Below are 19,033 nucleotides of genomic sequence, written 5' to 3'. Positions count from 1 at the left end.
GTATGAATTTAAAAAAGCTTAAGAAAGAAATTCTCTCTTAGCTTTCAAGCCAATTGTAAAATGGAATTGTTCTTTCGTATTCCTTCGTAGTATTCTGGTCTACTTGTTTTTGCTTTTGGCTATGTTGACGAAATTTTTTGGAATGTGCTTGCGCTTGTTCAATTGTTTGTATACCGTTCTTTTTCCATTCAAATAAAATTCGATCGATATAACGGAAATTCAATTTACCTGACATAACTGCTTCTCTTAGAGCAGCTTTTATTATAATAGGATCATGATGATCTTGGTCAATCCACATAGATAACGACTCACACTCAAACGGAGATAATGGTCGTCCAAACTCTTGTTCAAAAATTGTATAAAGACTTTGTTCCTCTCTTTGAACCACTGTTTTTTCCTGTTCTATAGTCTCTGACATTAAGTAGTGAAAAAGTTTAACCCAAAGAGGTTTTAAAGAATACTTTTCAACAATAATGGATTTTTCATGGTAGTCTTCTTCAATCGCTAGATAGCCTTTTTGTAGAAGGTGTCTTAATATTTCTGTACACCTTGTCGTAGAAAGGGTCATATTGCTAGAGAGTTCGGTTGGAGTAGGAAAGGTGTTTCCACTTTCAATAAAATTTAAAACCTGTAAAACGACCATAAACTCTTCTTCATTTAAGTTTAAATTTTTATAATTTTGTAGTAGTAATTTAGGTATTGCTACACTTCCTTGTTGAAACCAGTCAATAAAGTTATCATAGTTCATTCAATACACCTCTTTTCTAGTATAACATGAACTGCTGGGACGAGATAAGAATGAAATAATTGGAGTTGAAATTTTGGTAAAATAAAAACCCTCAATTCTGAGGGTTTTTGCTCAATTTATTAATTGTGCATTTTTCTATTCATGAATTGATAAATACGTTCAATTGCTTTTTCCAGTAATTCTAATGACGTTGCATATGATAAACGAACATAATCAGGGGCACCAAAACCAGAGCCGGGTATTAGAGCCACTTTCTCTTCTTCAAGTAGTGCAGCAACAAATTGGTCTACACTTTCATAGCCTGCTGCTAATGATGCTTCTTTTGCGTTTGCAAAGAGATAAAATGCACCTTGTGGCTTAATACAAGTAAAACCAGGAATCTGAATCAACTTTGTATGAATGATATCTAATCGCTCTTCAAAAGCCTTTCTCATTTCTTCTACAGGTTCTTGTGAACCATTATAGGCCGCAATCGTACCATATTGAGCAATTGACGTTGGATTTGACGTACTATGACTAGCCAAATTGGTCATAGCATTAATTATTTCTTTGTTACCTGCTGCATACCCGATACGCCAACCGGTCATAGAATGTGATTTTGAAACTCCATTAATGACAATTGTAGCTTCCTTTAATTCTGGTGAAAGCTCCGCGATGGAATAGTGTTTACGGTTATACGTTAGTTTTTCGTAAATTTCATCTGACACAATTAATATGTTGTTTTCAAGACATACTCTGCCAATTTCTTCAAGCTCTTCTTTTGAGTAAATCATCCCAGTTGGGTTACTTGGAGAGTTTATAATGACTGCCTTAGTACGCTCAGTAATTGCCCCTTTTAACTGTTCTGGGGTAATTTTAAATTCGTTTTCTTCAACGCCGTCCACGTAAACAGGCTTACCGCCAGCTAGTTTCACCTGTTCAGGATAACTAACCCAATATGGAGTTGGTATGATGACTTCATCATCCTCATCAAGAATAACCTGAAATAAAGTATAAAGAGCATGTTTTGCGCCTGAACACACAATAATTTCGTTTGGATTATAGGTTATATTTTGATCTTTTTTAAATTTATCAATAATGGATTTTTTAAGTGCTGGTAAACCACCTGTTGGTGTATATTTAGTAAAGCCTTTGTTCATTGCATCTGATGCAGCTTGAATAATATGTTGTGGTGTATTGAAATCAGGTTCACCTGCTCCAAGTCCAATTACATCATGCCCCGCTTCTTTTAATTCTTTTGCTTTTGCTGTAATCTCTAGTGTAGAAGAAGGAGTAAGCGTCGATACTCTTTTAGCTAATTTCATTTATCGTTCCCCCTGTTTATATTTATGGAGTAGTCCTTTTCAGTAAATCTCCAGTTTCAAAATCACTATAGTAATAAGTTAATCGGTTATTTTCGTTAAGATAAATAACTTCCCAAAGTGGAATATTTTTCTCCATCCCAAGCCTTACTGAACGAATCTCTTGTGGATTCCTTTCGCTCACTAAGCGATTGACTACATCTTCTTTACGTAAACCCTCATCTTGTCTTTTAATAACAATCTCGTCTGAATTCTCAGCAATCCAAACGATCAAAGGTACATTTTCGTCAGAGATCCCCTGAACTACCTGATACGACTCTGATCCATAATATGTAGTAACTTCATAAATGGTATGTATGTTGGCTTGTGCTCTAGCAATTTCAATTGCTTGTTGCTCTATTTCACGTTTTGGCTCCATTGCTGTAATGTAAACACTAATGGCTTGCCAAAATCCGATAACTAAAATCAATATAGAAAGAAAAATCCATTTTTTCATCTGATCACATCATGTACGATAAATTGTAAAAATAGCTGTATTCTGATCTTTCATATCTAGCGCAAGTCCGAACATCAAATCTTTCGTTTTAAGCGTTCTATTTAGGCTGTCCACAATTTTATAAAGGTCTGGAGAGTTCTGGACTTTTACGGTTGAGAGTACTTCAATTTTACTTTCCATTATTCATGTCCTCCTAAAGGTACTAATCACAAATTTTGTTACTCATATGCTTTCAAGTCTTCGGTAACAATATAACTACAACAACATTACGAAGTTGTATCCTTTACCATTATAACAGGTGATAACCTTTACGATAATAATTTTAGTTAAAAAATATCTCCTAACCCACACCGTTAATAAAACTGCCACTTCTCGTGGCAGTCTTTTTTTGTTTTACTTAACTTCTTGGGAACTTTCAATTGAAATGGTAATTACCTCATATTCATTCTGATTTGCTTTTATTGTTATATTACCAAATTGTTTAGTCATATAAGTATCGATCCAAGTTTCCTTCAATCTTTCCATAACATCAGGGCTTGGGTTTAGATTTTTTTTAGTAAAAATAATAGCTACCTGAGGATCAATATGTTCAATAAACTCTTGGGAAGATCCGTCATTTTGTGCAAAGTTTGGAATTTTAATAATGTTAACCTTTGATAATTCCTCATTTGTAAGTAAAGACATCTCAGCATTAATATTCCCGGTTGACATATATAGCAGGTAGTGTCTTCCCAATTCAAAAAACAGATCATAGCTTTGGAGCCCATCTGAACTTAAACCCTCATGTACCACCTTAGCCTTTAGTAAAGGGACAATAGGGTGAGAATCATCCTTTTTCAACTTAATAATTCTTTCTTTCGATAAAAAGGCAGGTATGGCAAACTGCTCGCCAATTACTACTTTGCTAGTTGGATATCTTTTCGTTAACCATTCTAGATTTGATTGGTATTGCTGATCTTCCTTTGTAATAATAATTGATTTAACTAGTGACACATTGTACATCTTTAAGAGCCTTTCTAATTCATCTTGGGTTTCTGGTCCTCCAGCGTTAATGAGCACATTTTCTCCGTTACCATGTTGAATAAGAGTGGCCTCACCACTTGATAAATTTAAAAAAGTGATTGCAAGTTCCTTATTAGAAAGCTTAAGATCAACCTTTTCAATTTCTGTAGGTATTTCAGAGCCTGAAAAAGCAGAAAGAAACAAAGACTGAAATAGGACCAATAACACCAAAATCCTCACAGTTATCCCTCCAATAGTCGCTAGATTTAGCCTGTGTTATTGACTAAAAATTATCCTATTACCCGGTTACCTTACCATCATATCCATTTATCAATTGTTTCTAACAAATTAGTTAGTGAATTTTCAATAACTGACACCTCAGGAAGTGCCTTAATAAATTGGTTTCCATACGAGGTTGAAGTAATTCTTCGATCAAATATGAACACAACTCCATGGTCTTGCTTAGAACGTACCAATCGACCAAATCCTTGCTTGAAGCGCAATATTGCCTCAGGTAATGCCAATTCTTTGAAAGGGTTACCTCCACTCTCTTTTATACGCTTTGCATGCGTAGCATACATTGGATCAGTAGGTGGGCTGAATGGAAGCCTTACAATAACAAGTGCTGTTAAATCCTCTCCTGGGATGTCAACACCTTCCCAAAAACTATTTGTTCCCAATAGAATAGACTTTTCAAAAGCCTGGAAATTCTTTGTAAGCTTTGTTCGACTTCCACTACTAACTCCTTGGCCAATTATGACAAAATCCTCTAAGAAAGCTAGTTCTTTTAATGTGGAATGTGTTTTCTTAAGCATGTCATAGGAAGTAAATAAAATTAACATTCTACCGTTTGTTTTCAAGGCAATTTCAGCAATGTGAATAGAAATAGCGTGCACGTATTCATCTTCTGTTACTTCATTAATTTCAGGTAGGTCATTCGGAATAAGTACAGCCGCCTGCTCTTTATAATTAAAAGGAGATGGGATGGTAACTGCAAAAGGCTTGTAATCCGATAATCCTAATCGTTCTATCATAAACTCAAATGAACCTTTAATTGATAATGTAGCCGAGGTTAAAATAATTGATTTCTTTCTGGAAAAGAATGTAGCTTTTAGTTCTTCAGATATATTTATTGGCTGACTAAATAAATAAGCAGCATTTTTAGCGCCTTTTGTATCTGCCTCAACCCATGAAACCATATTACTTTGTTTGCCTAACAATAATAATGTTAGTTTTTCATTAATTGATTTAATTGATTCGACAACAGAAAAATAGTCATAGATTGTTCCTTTTTGCATGGGTGTCACTAACTTTTGTAATGATTTAAACGAGTCATATTGGTTATTGACTACCGTATATAAAGAATCTATATTCGTCGATAAATGCAACATTGTTTCAACAATTCTCCCCCAGGATTGATCATTCTGAACCGATTCATCTAAGGGAATATTTACTCGATTTATAGATGTTTGGACTTGTTTGTGATGCTCTAGTGCAAAGGTTCTAATTTCAGTAAATAGATCATCCAATTGCTGTTTGATTTCTTTATTCAATGATTCAATTAATGGAAAAGTATGATCTGTGTCAAGGCCTATCCCTCGAAAAATTTTTATCACATTTCCTACTAAATCTTTTGAATCACTAAAACCAAGTCTTGAGAGTAAATTTGTAACATCTAGATAATCTAATTTAATACCTAAATGGCTGCTTGCGACTGTTTCTAAATGATGTGCCTCATCAATGATTACTTCTTCATAACCAGGTAAGATATCTCCTTCTGATAGTAAATCAGCAAACAGAAGAGAGTGATTTGTAATAATGATTTCGGATTGTTGAGCTTGCCTCTTTGCTCTTCTATAAAAACAGCGAGATCTCCAGGGGCATTCTTTTCCTAAATTACTATTTTTTTCACTTTTTATTCGGTTCCATAAAAGCTTCCCACCTGAAGGCAAATTCAATTCATCTACGTCCCCAGTTTCCGTCTCTGTTAACCAAACAAGTATCTGAGCCTTTGCTAATATCATATCGTAGTTTGATTCTTGCTCATATAATACCTGTTCAAATCTCCTTAAACAGAGATAGTGACCTCGTCCTTTTAGTACGGTAGCCTGAAATGGTAATGGTATAGTGTTTGAAAGGATTGGGATTTCATGATCAATTAATTGTTGTTGTAGTTGAATCGTTTTAGTACTAATGATAATGGTGCGTCCAGTCTGCTTCGCAAATAGAATTGCTGGTAATAAATATGCAAAAGACTTTCCAATTCCAGTTCCAGCTTCAACAATCGAATGTTTTTGCTCCAGAAAAGCCTGCATTATAGTGTCCATCATTTTTAATTGACCTTCTCTTTCTTCATACTGCTGAATATGATTTGAGAGATGTCCTTCATTACTAAATAGATCCTTTTTTATGGAATCATAATTAACATCACTGATTGATCTGTCATGGATAATTTTGTCTTTTTTCTTTAAAGCAATGCCCCGATACACATCATAACTTTCAGAATCTCTATGGGGCATAGTTTCCTTTTCCTCAATAATTTGCGATAGTATTTTATGTAAATCACTTTTTAAGTAAGTTGCATATTGTAGCAACCTAGTACAAGTTACAAGAGGTAACTCTCTTAGTTTCAATAATATTTTCAATAGTATTTCTGCAGTTACTTCTGCGTCACTATCAGCTTGATGAGGGTTATCATGAGCTAACGAGAAATTTTCAGCAAGTTGCCCAAGTTTATAGCTATCAGTTGAAGGTATAACGATTCTAGCCAATTCAACTGTATCTAGCGTCGGACCCTCAAAAGGTTTGCAACCGCTATTTATAAGCTCCTCCTGAAGAAAGGTTAAGTCAAATGGAACGTTATGAGCTACAAAGTAAGCCCCTTCTAATAGTGACTCAATTTCAGGTGCAATTAATTGAAAGCTTGGAGCATTATGTACAACCTGATTTGATATGCCTGTAAATTGCTCTATAAAAGGAGGAATCTCTCTGCCGGGATTTATAAAACTTGCAAAACGTTCTACAATCTCTCCATCCTCTATTACTACTGCCGCAAACTGTATGATTTTATCTCCTTTTTTAGGAGAGTTTCCTGTTGTCTCTAGATCAACAACTACGTATCGTTGATTCATAAAAAAACACCTCAGCATCAGGTGGGTATTATAGTGTTCTGTCACCCACAATTAGTACTCATATAGTAGTCTTTTCAATTATAGAAAATATACTTCCTATACTAAAGAAAAAACCCCCATAATGGGGGTTATGTTTATACTATAATACAGTAGAAGCTGGCTCTTGGCCAATTAATTCTTTAATTTGATTGTTTTCATCCATGATGGCAACCTTCGGAACATGTGATTGTACTTGTTCTTCTGAAACGAATACGTAAGAAATAACAATAATCACATCACCTGTTTGAACAAGTCTAGCAGCAGCACCATTTAAACAGAATACACCAGTACCTCTTGGACCTGGTATAATATATGTTTCAAAGCGTGATCCATTATTATTATTTACAATTTGAACCTTTTCATTTCCAACCATACCAACAGCGTCAAGAATATCTTCATCTATTGTAATACTTCCAACATAATCTAAATTAGCTTCAGTCACTCGTGCTCTATGAATCTTAGCATTCATCATTGTTCTAAACACGACATTTCCCCCTCTACCCTAACCGTTTTTTCTATATATTGACTTCTATAATTTTTCACTTTTAACTTACACAACAAATGTAATATTATCAATAAGTCGAGCTTTTGTAAACTTCACAGCTAGTGCAATTATTACCTTTCCAGAAATTACTGATATTGTCTCCAACTCTGGATATGAGTATAATTCCACATAATCTATTTTTCCCGAAGTTTCATTAGTGATATGTTCCACCACTATCTTTTTCACTATCTCAGGGTCAGATACTCCATTTCTTACTGCTTCTTTTGCAAGATTCAACCCTTCATACAACTTAGCTGCCTCTTTGCGCTCTTTTTTGGTTAGGTATACATTTCGAGAGCTTTTTGCTAACCCATCCTCTTCACGTATAGTCTCCAACGGAACTAATTCAACTGGTATATTTAGGTCTTGAATAAGTCCATCTATAACAGCAACTTGCTGGGCATCCTTCATTCCAAAATAGACTTTGTGGGGTAGAACGATATTAAAAAGCTTTGTAACAACGGTAGCGACTCCATCAAAATGACCACTTCGTTGTTTACCACATAAAACGTCTACGCGTTCATTAACTTTAACAGACACAGATAATTTTTTATGTGGATACATTTCGCTCGTAGTTGGATAAAATAATAAATCAACTCCTGCGTTCCTAGCTAAATCTTCATCTCGATCAATGTTTCGAGGGTAGCTATCAAAGTCCTCATTAGGACCAAACTGAAGTGGATTTACAAAAATACTAAGTACAACAATGTCGTTTTCTTTTCGAGCTTGTTCCATTAAGGATAAATGCCCCTCATGAAGATAACCCATTGTAGGTACAAATCCAATGGATTTTCCTTGAAGTCGAAATTCAGAGACTTTCTCTTGAATTTCTTTGATCGCTTCTACTACAATCATTTGCCTTTTCCTCCGTATAATGCTTCTAGCTGATCTTCTTTCATTGTAAACATATGCTTTTCTTCAGGAAATTGCTTTGTCTTAACTTCGTTCACATAGTTTGTTAATCCATTTTTTATATCTTGATTAATGTCTGTAAATTGCTTAACAAACTTAGGAACACGTTCAACTCCGTAGGAAATGACGTCATGGTATACAAGAACTTGACCATCTGTCTTATCTCCAGCCCCAATTCCGATTGTCGGAATCGAAAGTGCAGACGTAACTTCCGCTGCTAATTGCTTTGGTACACATTCCAATACAAGTGCAATTGCACCTGCTTCTTCACACTTCTTTGCGTCAGCTAGTAATTGCCTAGCACTTTCAGCATCTTTCCCTTGAACTTTATATCCACCTAAGACGCCTACCGATTGCGGTGTAAGCCCAAGATGAGCAACTACCGGGATACCGGCATCTGTTAATAAGCGAATGACGGTTAGGACATCCTTTGCACCTTCTATTTTTAACGCATGAGCCCCAGATTCTTGTACAATTCTAGCTGCATTTTTCATTGTTTCAGCTATTGAGACATGATAAGACATAAATGGCATATCAGTTACGATAAAAGTATCTTTAGCACCTCTTTTAACTGCTTTTGTATGATGAATCATGTCATCAACAGTTACTGGGATGGTAGAGTCATACCCTAGAACAACCATGCCTAATGAATCGCCGACGAGAATCATGTCTACGCCAGCTTGCTCTGCATGTTTAGCAGATGGGTAATCGTATGCAGTAAGCATCGTGATGGGCTCATTACTTTGTTTCATTTTTAGAAAATCTGTTGTTTGTTTCATTTTTCTTCCTCCTCTTTTTGAAGTTAGAGGAAATGAAAAACCGTTTTTGTGTGAAATCAATAAAAATAGCCCTCTTTCAACGAGAAAGAAGGATCACACTAAATGATTCGGCTGAGTTTCATCCCTCTGTCCCAGTCCAACACTTGGATCAAGGCAGACAATGTTAAGTTAACTAACTGTAAGGCATTTGCATTACTTTTATGGTGTAGTTCCTTGGATACTACCCATCTCAATTGAATTATAACAATAAGTGTTGAAATTTTGCTATAATTTTGATTTATTTTTAAAACTATATTCGTTGTTTTTAATTTGAACCTAGTCCGTTTCTTTGCGCTACAGACACTAGCTTTCCGCGGGGAGGGATTCGAGCCTCCTCGGCGCTTCGCACCTGTGGGGTCTCGAACTTCCCTCAACTCCCGCAGGAGTCAAGTGCCTTCCGCTCCAATTCACTCTGTTATGTTCGGAGAATGCACACTTTATAAAGAAAAAACCTTCTCTAATAAAATTTACTGTTTTATTTCAATATCAGCAGAGTGGATTAGATGGATTGTACCATCCATTCCTTCGAGGCGTAGGACGCCGTCGTCGGTGATGCCGATTGCACGGCCTTCGATTGAACCGTTTAGGGTTCTTGCGATAATTTGTTTACCTATACTTATTGCATAGCTTTCCCAAAGAAGTTTTACGACTTTAAAGCCATTTGTTAGGTAATTGTGATATAGGTCTTCAAGCTTTGCTAAAATACTTTGAATAAGTAATGCTCTATCGATTTTATCTCCTTGTTGAATAGAAAGAGAAGTAGCTATTGATGTTAGTTCTTCAGGGAACTGTTCTATTGTCTGGTTGACATTTATTCCGATTCCAATGATGACTGAGTTCACTCGATCTGCTTCTGCTTGTAACTCTGTTAATATCCCTACTACTTTCTTCCCACCGATTAGGATATCATTTGGCCATTTTATATCTGGCTCTAACCCTGTTACTTCTTGAATTCCTTGTACGACAGCAACTGCTGCCAATAGAGTTAGCTGAGGGGTTTGGGACGGTGGGATAGAAGGTCTTAAAATAATACTCATCCATACTCCTGTGTATTTTGGTGAAAACCACAACCTGTCTAGTCTGCCTCTCCCGGCTTGTTGTTCTTCAGCAACTACTATTGTTCCCTCTGGTGTCCCTTCGTAAGCAAGACGGTGAGCAATCTTTTGAGTAGAGGTTACCGATTCTTCAAAGTGAACATGTCGCCCTAGTGTCTTCGTCTTTAGTCCTAATTGTATTTCATTGCCACTAATTTTATCAGGCTTCTGTACAATTCGATAACCTAGTTTCCGAACAGCTTCCAGTTCATATCCTTCTTTTCGCAAATCCTCAATATGCTTCCAAATGGCTGTCCTGGAGCAGCCTAATTCCTCGCTTATCTTCTGGCCAGAGACAAAACCTCCATTTGCTTCGGAGAAAATTTCTAATAATTGTTTTCTCATAGTAGATTGCAATGCAAAAGCCACTCCTTTATACCTTCTTTGTCATTTTCAACTTTCCCTAACAAGACTTCTTCTTCAACTTCTTCAATGACTTTTGCAATCCAAGGACCAGGTGTCTTATTTGACCATACTAAAAGGTCCTGCCCGTTAATTGCTAATTCACTTCTTTGTTTTATAGGCAGATTCTCATAAATTTCTTCTATCTCTTTAATTTTAGTCTCTGGGTCTTCTTTTGATAAGATAGAGATTATTCTTTGTATCTGAACCGAACTTTCAATTCCTAACCCGTATAGAAGTAAAGTAGACCAACCATGGTCTTTAACCTTTTCAATACCGTTAAGATTATAATTGACCTGATTAATTAGTTTGTTTGGCAGTTTCCACTTTTTTAGAAAGGTGGCGCTATCTCTTACCTCTAAGACAGACAGTAGCAATGTCCAATATTCGGATTTTTCCTTTAAAGAATTCCAGTGATAGCTCCCTGACTTAGTAAGCTTGTCCCGTTTATCTTGTAACCCCGGTAAGCACTTATATATATCCGTTTGTGTTAATAGTTCAAGGGCTTGTTCTGTATATCTTCCGAACATAAGTTTTTCAAACTCAACCGTTATTCTTTCAACTGAAACATGTTCAAGCAGATAAGAATATTCCTTAATAGCAGCTTTTGTTTCCTCAACTATTACAAAACCTAGTTGACTTACGAACCGTACTGCCCTAAACATTCTAAGGGCGTCTTCTTTAAAACGTTCATATGGATTACCCACCGTTTGAATTAACTTACGCTCTATTGCTTCCTTACCATTGAAGGGGTCAATAAACTTGCCTTCCACAGACATCGCAATTGCATTCATAGTAAAATCACGACGTTTTAAATCTTCTTCTAATGAAAGGATAAAGTTTACCTGATCTGGCCTTCTAAAATCCTTGTAGTTGTCTTCACTTCTAAATGTGGTAACCTCAAAAGGGGTGCCGTCATAAACAACAATAATTGTTCCATGAACAGCACCTACATCGATTGTTTTACTAAATAGCTTCTGAACTTCACTAGGAAGTGCTGACGTAGCGATATCAATGTCACCAATATCTCGGTGGAGTAATAAGTCACGTACAGAACCACCAACAAAATAAGCCTCATGCCCGTTTGCCAATAAGGTTTTGACGATTGCTAACGGCTTTACAAAAGGTTCTTCCATATATAGCCCCTTACTTGTTTTGTCCTACAATTTTAAAATATAATTTTTCATATTCATTTACAATCTTGGATGAATTAAACTTTTCTATAACAGTATTCCTTGCATTTGTTGACATCAAGGTATGCAATTTGGGATCACTTAATAAAGAAATGGCTTTAGAAGCAACTGCTGTAGTATCCCCTAGTTCACACAAATATCCGTTCTCGTTATTTGATATAACCTCTGGTATGCCTCCAATACTCGTGCCTATACAAGGAACTCCACATGCCATAGCCTCAAGTAACACCAATCCAAAGCTTTCTTTTTCTGATAATAATAGTTTTAAATCACTAATAGAATATAAGTCCTCAACACTTTCTTGTTTTCCCAAGAATAGTACTTTGTCAGTTAAGCCCAGTTGCTCTACTAAACGACAGACAACAGTAAGCTCCGGCCCATCACCTACTAAGAGCAGTTTAGAAGGAACTTTTTCTTGGATTAATTGAAAGGCTTTAATTACATCTGGAACACGCTTCACTTGACGGAAATTTGAAACATGAATGATTACCTTTTCTTCTTGTTTAATTCCATATTCCTCTTTTAAATGAAGGGTATTTTTTTTACAGTAGATTCTTTCATCAATAAAATTATAAATGGTCTCTATTTCCTTGTTAGGTTCAATAAGGTCATTTGTTTGAGCAACAAGTGAATTAGAAACAGCTGTTACCACATCAGATTTCTCTATACCGAATTTTAATAAATTCGTAAGTGAAGGATCATAACCAAGAACTGTTATATCAGTACCATGAAGCGTGGTGACTATTTTCAAATCTTCCCCGACCATCTGTTTTGCTAGATAAGCACATACTGCATGTGGAATTGCATAATGTACATGCAGTAAATCAAGTTTTTCACGTTTAGCCACCTCTGCCATTTTACTAGCCAGTGCTAGATCATAAGGAGGGTATTTAAACACAGAATAATGATTAACCTCAACTTCGTGATAATATATATTGCAGTAGACCTTATTCAATCGAAAGGGCAAACTAGAAGTAATAAAATGTATTTCGTGTCCCTTTTCAGCTAAAAGCTTACCTAGTTCTGTTGCAATTACACCTGATCCACCTACGGAAGGATAACAAGTAATCCCTATTTTAAGTTTCATCCTCTATTCTCCTATTAGATCCTTGGAAAGAAGTAATGGTTTCTTTGTAATGAAACCTTCTGCATATTCTACGCCAACCTCTTTTCCAAATAATCTTTCTCTAGCTTCTACAGTTTCTATATAGCCATTAACCAGTGGCGTATCAATCGTATTACTTTGTTTTGAAAATTGACTTTCATATGTACGAAGAGATTGTAGCTTAATGTCCATCACTTCCGAAATATCTACTACAAAGCTTGGTCTATGAAAACCATTTATCATATAGAAATAAATTGATTCAGCTTTATGAGGCCCCAATCCCTCGTTATCAACATATTTACGAATACCTGCTGAAAACGCTGCTTCTTCTATTAGCCTTGAACAGTTCCCATGGTCAGGATGGCGATCTTCATAATAAGGAGTAAAGATCAACTTCGGTTTAAACTTTCTTATAATGGTTACTATCTTCTTTATGTAAGTTTCAGTTATTACCAGTCCACGGTCAGGTAAATGCAAATTTTCTCTGACTTCCAAACCAAGTAGTTTAGAGGCTTTGTCAGCTTCATGAGAACGTGTATCAACATTACCGTTAGAAGACAGTTCAGCAAGCGTTAAATCACATATCCCCACCCGTTTACCTTCTCTTGCATACTTAGCAAGTGTCCCACCCATTCCAATTTCAACATCATCAGGGTGAGCACCGAATGCTAGGATATCTAAACTAATATTACTCATCCTTCACACCAGCTGTTTCCTTTACTACTTTCCGCCAGCTTAAATCTCCTCGCTCTAACCCGTGTATGAGTATTTCCGCGGTACCCATATTGGTTGCTAAAGGGATAGAATAGACGTCACATAGTCTTACTAGAGCCGTTACATCAGGCTCATGTGGCTGAGCAGTAAGGGGGTCACGGAAAAAGATAACAATATCCATTTGGTTTTTAGCAATTAATGCTCCTATTTCTTGGTCCCCCCCAAGAGGACCAGATTGGAAACGGTGTATTTTCAAACCAGTTGCTTCAGTTAGTATTAAACCGGTTGTTCCCGTAGCAAATAATTGATTTTGCTCTTGGCCTAAAATATCTTTATATGCTGTTACAAACTCAATTAAAGCTGGCTTTTTGTTATCATGGGCAATAAGTGCAATATTCAAACGAAATCCCCCTACTCAATTATATTCTCTAGGCCGTAAACTAATAAATCAATCTTCATAATTGTTTCAACTGCTAGCTTTACTCCTGACATGAAAGATTCACGATTGAAAGAGTCATGACGAATCGAAAGCATTTGGCCATTACCTCCAAAAAGAACCTCTTGATGTGCTATTAATCCTGGTAAGCGGACACTATGAATATGAATACCATCGTATGTAGCACCTCGAGCGCCTTGCATTATTTCTTTTTCCTCGGGGTGTCCTTGCTTCTTTGACTCTCTTACAGTTGAAATTAGTTCTGCAGTCTTAGCAGCAGTTCCAGAAGGTGCATCTAGCTTTTTGTCATGGTGAAGTTCGATAATTTCAATATCTTGGAAGTATTTTGCAGCCATTTGGCTAAATTTCATCATAAGTATTGCCCCAATTGCAAAATTAGGTGCGATAATTGCCCCAATCCCTTTTTCCTCAGCTAGTTTTGAAAGAGTTTCTAAATCCTCTTTTGAAAAACCGGTAGTTCCAACTACAGGTCTTACACCATATTGTAGTGCAATCTCAGTATGTACTCTCCCAACTTCAGGTGTTGTTAAATCGATTAACACATCCGGTTGTAATTCACTAAAACAAGCTTCAATATCTGTATAAATAGGTGCATCAAGATTAGGTAGCCCTTCAATTTCCGATACCTTTTTTCCACCGTACTTATGATCAATAGCACCAACTAGTGTGAAATGTTCAGTGTTTTTTACTAATTGCAAAGCTTCTCTTCCCATCCTACCTCTTGGTCCTGCGACAACTATTTTAATTTCACTCATATATGTACACTCCTATTATATTTTACTCTGTATCCTTTTTAGTCCAGCGATCTTTATCTCTTGTTTTAAACTTATTCATGACAATTTTGTGAGCTTCTTCAAGATCTATATTTAATGAGTTCGCAAAGCAAATGAGGACAAACAAAACATCTCCCATCTCTTCCTCAATTGTACGTTCCTTTTCAGTTGATTTTTTTGGTTTTTCACCGTAGTAGTGGTTTACTTCCCGAGCCAGTTCACCTAACTCCTCAGTCATTCTCGCTAATAGAGCCAGAGGACTAAAGTAGCCTTCTTTAAATTGACTAATATAAGCATCAACTTCATCTTGCATTTCCTTCATTGTTAACTTAGTAGACATCTTTTTCACCCTACCTTACATATTCTTACTCTATGTTAGCTAAATCGCAACAATTTGACAAATATTTTGAAATGCTGGGGCTAGCCGTCCTGTCTGAATTAACACTGCATTCGAACTCGTTTCCCCTCGCTACTACTCAACCTGGCTGAATCTTCATGGGATTCGGACGAGTTTTCCCTTGATACTACTCAACCTGGCTGAATCTGCATGGGATTCAGACGAGTTTCCCCTTGTTACTACTCAACCTGGCCGAATCTGCATGGGATCCGGACGAGTTTTCCCTTGCTACTACTCAACCTGGCCGAATCTGCATGGGATTCGGACGAGTTTCCCCTTGCTACTACTCAACCTGGCTGAATCTGCATGGGATTCAGACGAGTTTCCCCTTGTTACTACTCAACCTGGCCGAATCTGCATGGGATTCGGACTCGTTTTCCCTTGCTACTACTCAACCTGGCCGAATCTGCATGGGATTCGGACGAGTTTTCCCTTGCTACTTACCAACCTGGCCGAATCTGCATGGGATTCGGACTCGTTTGATCACTTGCCTGCGAATCGTGTCCGAATGAGCCAAGGATTCGGGCTAGTTGATTGCACTAACAAGACTAAATATAAAGAATATCTCTTAAGTCATAATTTTTTAACATGAATTGCTAGTTTTAGTTAGGTTGACTATAATAATAAAGTTATCATTTGTTTTTAGGGGTGATTAATCTGTTAGGTCTAAAATTTAAAAATATAATCTTTATTATTTTAGGAACCATTATTTTTGCCTTTGGTCTTGTTCATTTTAACATGCAGAACAATTTAGCAGAAGGCGGTTTTACAGGGATTACACTACTCCTTTATTTCGTTTGGAATTTTGACCCTGCAATAAGTAACCTTGTGCTGAACATTCCTCTTTTCTTTATTGGGTGGAAGTTACTAGGAAGGACCTCTTTTCTCTATACGATTTTAGGTACAGTCGGTCTATCCGTTTTCCTTTGGATATTTCAAAGATATCAAATTCAGATGCCGCTTCATGATGACCTTACCTTAGCTGCTCTATTTGCAGGGATTTTTATTGGTGTAGGATTAGGTATCATTTTTAGATATGGCGGAACGACTGGTGGAGTAGATATCATCGCAAGGCTTGTACATAAATATGTGGGCTGGAGTATGGGAAAGACAATGTTTCTTTTTGATGCATGTGTCATAACTTTATCCCTAATCACATACTTAACTTATCGCGAGGCAATGTATACACTTGTTGCTGTTTTTGTGGGAGCAAGAGTAATTGACTTCATGCAAGAAGGAGCTTATTCCGCTAAAGGGGCCACTATTATATCAGACAAAAACGAAGAAATCGCAGCTAGAATCATGAGCGAAATGGAACGTGGAGTAACGGTATTAAAAGGCCAAGGCTCGTTTTCAAAGCAAGAACGTGATATCTTATATTGTGTAGTAGGTAGGAATGAAATTGTCCGTCTAAAGAATGTAATTAATTCGATAGACCCGCATGCTTTTGTCGCAGTAAGTGATGTACGTGATGTGCTTGGAGAAGGCTTTACACTCGATGAAAATAAAAAACCAATTGAACGATGAAAAAGAGGGTATCCCACTAATTACTATGGGATACCCTCAATATTTATTAACCTGGGCTTATTCTTCTCGGGTCATTCCAGTATAAAGTAAAACTAGTCTCAGTAACTCAAGAACAGCTACTGCAGCAGCGGCCACATAGGTCATCGCAGCAGCATTTAACACCTTTCTCGTTTCACGCTCTTCATCGTTTCTAATAACCCCTGCCGAAACAATTTGCTCCATTGCACGGCTAGAAGCATTGAACTCTACTGGAAGTGTTACAACTTGAAATAAGACTGCGGCAGCCATAAAAATAATTCCAAATAACAATAAATCGGCTAGCCCAGCCAACATTCCAACTATGATTAATATCCACGAAATGTTTGAACCAAAGCTAGCTACTGGAACTAATGCATGTCTAAATCGTAAAAAAGCATATTCCTCTTGATCCTGCATTGCATGACCTACCTCGTGAGCAGCAACCGCCGCTCCTGCGATCGAATCACCATGAAAATTCCCCGAAGATAGACGAACTACTTTACTACGTGGGTCATAATGGTCAGAAAGAAAACCTGGTGTTTCTTCAACTGCTACATTATATAAACCATTATCATCTAATATTTTTCTTGCTACTTGAGCTCCTGTCATTCCAGAAGAAGATGGTACCTGTGAGTACTTCTTATATGTACTCTTAACTTTCATCTGGGCCCACAGAGGTACAATAATGATAATTGCAAAATAAATTAAGAACATTTTACATAGCCCCTATTCTTTTACTGTCTTTATTTATATTTAATCTTATTAAAGACAAAGAATAATGTCAATTTAAAGACATTACTCTTCAGTGTCCCTTTTTGGTAGCTTTTTTTGCTTATCCCCTTTGTATTTTCTCCAACCTACGTAAGATAATGTAAGAATGATTACACTTCCTGTTGAAATCATAACCCAAATTAGAGAAGGGTCAGCTTCATCCTCTGTCATCTTATCAAATAATTCCTTAAGATCCAGTTCCATTTGTTCCATTTGTTGAATTCTAGTCGATTTTTTTAATCCTTCGTTTCGATAACTATCTAAAAAATGAATATGAGAATCCATTTTCTGAATTTGGCTTGAAGGTAAATCCACTTGAATACTTGGATGTATTATATCAAACTTTTTCAAGAAAATATTCAATTGATGCTGATAAGACTGACTGTTCCCATCTTCAAGAACATGCTGTTTCATGACGCTAAAAGTAGTCATAATCGAGTCTTCCATCTCAGTCCATAAAGGTTGATGCTCAGAGCTTATCGCATCAACTACAAGTCTAAATTGAGTAACTTTTGTTAATCTTTCATCATAATTATTTGAAGTGGAGGTAACAGCTTCTAATGCACTATTATGAGTGACTGTAATTACTCGTAATTCATCCATTGAAAAAGTTCCATTTCGAAAATTGAGTAAAAAGTCATTTGAAAACTGTTGTAATAGCTGCTTCGCTTCCTCATATCGTTCTTGTTTTACCATTAATAGAGCTTGCCCAGATAATTCATCTAACTTCGCCCAGTTATCTGTGGATTCAGCATTAGTCAAATTGGGTAGTAGTAAAATAAAAATAAAAAGTACAGATAAGATTCTAAACTTCATACTTGTCCCTCCTCAAACTTCTAATAAAATGTATGAGAAGGTGGACAAGAGTAGACCAAAAAATTAAATAATCACTTAAAATTATGCGGCAAATTCAATTGTAATCTATTCTTACGGATGCAAAAGAAATAAGTAAGAAATAGTGCAGTAATACTTAGCCAAAATGTAAAATAGCCAATTTGCGGCATGAAGTCGTTTAACACTCTATACTGTGGCATCATAAAAAACACATAATCAATCACATCATTATGTAATGTCCAAACAGCAGCTATTATAAGATGGATTGGCTTAATCCGATAATATGGTGCATATAACAAGCCCTGAACTGCCATTCCAAAATGAGAGAATACTAACATATAACCAGCAATTCCTAGTTCACCAGAAACTGCCAACACCAGCAAATTCATAACAACGGCCCAAATACCATATTTAAACAAGGTAATAATAGCCAGGGCTTCAATTAAAGGCCAATTTTTCTTTAATAAAAAGGCAATTAATACAAAGACAAAAAACAAACTTGCAGTTGGACTATCTGGTACAAACACTAAAAATTTTGAAGGAGTAATTGCTAATTGACTTTCATACCAAATATAGCCATAAATAGTACCAGCGATATTAATAATAAGAAGTGTTAACAATACCCATCTTTGACCTAACAAATAGATTATTGATTTCATAAAGAGTCTCCAATCTTCATCTAGTAACTATTTAAGGTTTACTAAAACTTCCCCCGGATGTCAAGAATGTAGAACATTGAACAAAATAAAAAAGCTGA

20 protein-coding genes are annotated in these 19,033 nt (G+C 36.3%); 1 reads left to right on the top strand and 19 read right to left on the bottom strand.

Translation table 11 applies throughout. The features are described 5' to 3' along the window. Positions 1-37: 37 nt before the first annotated feature. The 16 genes from J2Z26_RS09500 to J2Z26_RS09425 all read right to left on the bottom strand — a co-directional run bounded on the left by J2Z26_RS09500 (position 38) and on the right by J2Z26_RS09425 (position 15,069). The gene (locus J2Z26_RS09500; protein ID WP_193539502.1) at positions 38-748 is read right to left on the bottom strand and encodes a DnaD domain-containing protein; all 711 of its coding nucleotides are present in this window, start codon (positions 746-748) and stop codon (positions 38-40) included. Positions 749-867: 119 nt separating this feature from the next. Then, on the bottom strand, positions 868-2,052 hold the full coding sequence (locus J2Z26_RS09495) for a pyridoxal phosphate-dependent aminotransferase (protein WP_193539503.1): 1,185 nt from the start codon (positions 2,050-2,052) through the stop codon (positions 868-870). Between the two features lie 22 nt (positions 2,053-2,074). Then, complete coding sequence (locus J2Z26_RS09490) at positions 2,075-2,545, bottom strand: cell wall elongation regulator TseB-like domain-containing protein (protein ID WP_193539504.1); 471 nt, start codon at positions 2,543-2,545, stop codon at positions 2,075-2,077. A gap of 9 nt (positions 2,546-2,554) precedes the next feature. After that, complete coding sequence (locus J2Z26_RS09485) at positions 2,555-2,725, bottom strand: YpmA family protein (RefSeq protein ID WP_193539505.1); 171 nt, start codon at positions 2,723-2,725, stop codon at positions 2,555-2,557. A gap of 213 nt (positions 2,726-2,938) precedes the next feature. Then, the gene (locus J2Z26_RS09480) at positions 2,939-3,787 is read right to left on the bottom strand and encodes a ComEC/Rec2 family competence protein (RefSeq protein ID WP_193539506.1); all 849 of its coding nucleotides are present in this window, start codon (positions 3,785-3,787) and stop codon (positions 2,939-2,941) included. A 77-nt stretch (positions 3,788-3,864) separates the two neighbouring features. Next, complete coding sequence (dinG, locus tag J2Z26_RS09475; protein WP_193539507.1) at positions 3,865-6,678, bottom strand: ATP-dependent DNA helicase DinG; 2,814 nt, start codon at positions 6,676-6,678, stop codon at positions 3,865-3,867. Between the two features lie 139 nt (positions 6,679-6,817). After that, positions 6,818-7,201 (bottom strand): aspartate 1-decarboxylase, encoded by a 384-nt coding sequence (panD, locus tag J2Z26_RS09470; protein ID WP_193539508.1) that lies wholly within the window; start codon positions 7,199-7,201, stop codon positions 6,818-6,820. A gap of 66 nt (positions 7,202-7,267) precedes the next feature. Then, on the bottom strand, positions 7,268-8,116 hold the full coding sequence (gene panC / locus J2Z26_RS09465; protein WP_193539509.1) for a pantoate--beta-alanine ligase: 849 nt from the start codon (positions 8,114-8,116) through the stop codon (positions 7,268-7,270). Beyond that, the gene (gene panB, locus J2Z26_RS09460; protein WP_193539510.1) at positions 8,113-8,952 is read right to left on the bottom strand and encodes a 3-methyl-2-oxobutanoate hydroxymethyltransferase; all 840 of its coding nucleotides are present in this window, start codon (positions 8,950-8,952) and stop codon (positions 8,113-8,115) included. Before panB ends, panC begins: the two co-directional genes overlap by 4 nt. A 506-nt stretch (positions 8,953-9,458) precedes the next feature. Continuing rightward, positions 9,459-10,430, bottom strand: a complete 972-nt coding sequence (locus J2Z26_RS09455; protein WP_193539511.1) for a biotin--[acetyl-CoA-carboxylase] ligase — start codon at positions 10,428-10,430, stop codon at positions 9,459-9,461. Next, positions 10,427-11,623 carry a CCA tRNA nucleotidyltransferase gene (locus J2Z26_RS09450; RefSeq protein WP_193539512.1) on the bottom strand — a complete coding sequence of 399 codons (1,197 nt, stop codon included), beginning with the start codon at positions 11,621-11,623 and terminating at the stop codon, positions 10,427-10,429. The genes J2Z26_RS09455 and J2Z26_RS09450 overlap by 4 nt, the downstream gene beginning before the upstream one ends. 10 nt (positions 11,624-11,633) lie before the next feature. Continuing rightward, complete coding sequence (gene bshA, locus J2Z26_RS09445; protein ID WP_193539513.1) at positions 11,634-12,767, bottom strand: N-acetyl-alpha-D-glucosaminyl L-malate synthase BshA; 1,134 nt, start codon at positions 12,765-12,767, stop codon at positions 11,634-11,636. A gap of 3 nt (positions 12,768-12,770) precedes the next feature. After that, positions 12,771-13,481 (bottom strand): bacillithiol biosynthesis deacetylase BshB1, encoded by a 711-nt coding sequence (gene bshB1, locus J2Z26_RS09440; protein ID WP_193539514.1) that lies wholly within the window; start codon positions 13,479-13,481, stop codon positions 12,771-12,773. Next, positions 13,474-13,899, bottom strand: a complete 426-nt coding sequence (mgsA, locus tag J2Z26_RS09435; protein WP_193539515.1) for a methylglyoxal synthase — start codon at positions 13,897-13,899, stop codon at positions 13,474-13,476. Before mgsA ends, bshB1 begins: the two co-directional genes overlap by 8 nt. Positions 13,900-13,910: 11 nt before the next feature. After that, the gene (dapB, locus tag J2Z26_RS09430) at positions 13,911-14,711 is read right to left on the bottom strand and encodes a 4-hydroxy-tetrahydrodipicolinate reductase (protein ID WP_193539516.1); all 801 of its coding nucleotides are present in this window, start codon (positions 14,709-14,711) and stop codon (positions 13,911-13,913) included. A gap of 22 nt (positions 14,712-14,733) precedes the next feature. Continuing rightward, positions 14,734-15,069, bottom strand: coding sequence for a nucleotide pyrophosphohydrolase (locus tag J2Z26_RS09425; RefSeq protein ID WP_193539517.1), 336 nt, complete (start codon positions 15,067-15,069; stop codon positions 14,734-14,736). 714 nt (positions 15,070-15,783) lie between these two features. Here J2Z26_RS09425 and J2Z26_RS09420 point away from each other — a divergent pair. After that, positions 15,784-16,653, top strand: coding sequence for a YitT family protein (locus J2Z26_RS09420; protein ID WP_193539752.1), 870 nt, complete (start codon positions 15,784-15,786; stop codon positions 16,651-16,653). A 57-nt stretch (positions 16,654-16,710) separates the two neighbouring features. On the opposite strand, the gene J2Z26_RS09415 is transcribed toward J2Z26_RS09420, so the two are convergent. From J2Z26_RS09415 to lhaT, 3 genes are all read right to left on the bottom strand, one after another. Further along, positions 16,711-17,385, bottom strand: a complete 675-nt coding sequence (locus tag J2Z26_RS09415) for a zinc metallopeptidase (RefSeq protein ID WP_193539518.1) — start codon at positions 17,383-17,385, stop codon at positions 16,711-16,713. 81 nt (positions 17,386-17,466) lie between these two features. After that, a complete protein-coding gene (ypjB, locus tag J2Z26_RS09410; RefSeq protein ID WP_193539519.1) occupies positions 17,467-18,258 on the bottom strand; it encodes a sporulation protein YpjB in 792 nt (263 codons plus the stop codon). Positions 18,259-18,329: 71 nt separating this feature from the next. Continuing rightward, entirely contained in the window at positions 18,330-18,935 is a 606-nt protein-coding gene (gene lhaT, locus J2Z26_RS09405) for a lipoprotein heptaprenylglyceryl N-acetyltransferase LhaT (RefSeq protein ID WP_193539520.1), read from the bottom strand. Positions 18,936-19,033: the final 98 nt, after the last annotated feature.

This window comes from Cytobacillus luteolus (genome assembly GCF_017873715.1).
Taxonomy (GTDB): Bacteria; Bacillota; Bacilli; order Bacillales; family Bacillaceae_L; genus Bacillus_BV; species Bacillus_BV luteola.
The sequence above is the reverse complement of the archived record's forward strand: the minus strand, read 5'-3'. Positions and strand labels throughout refer to the sequence as shown.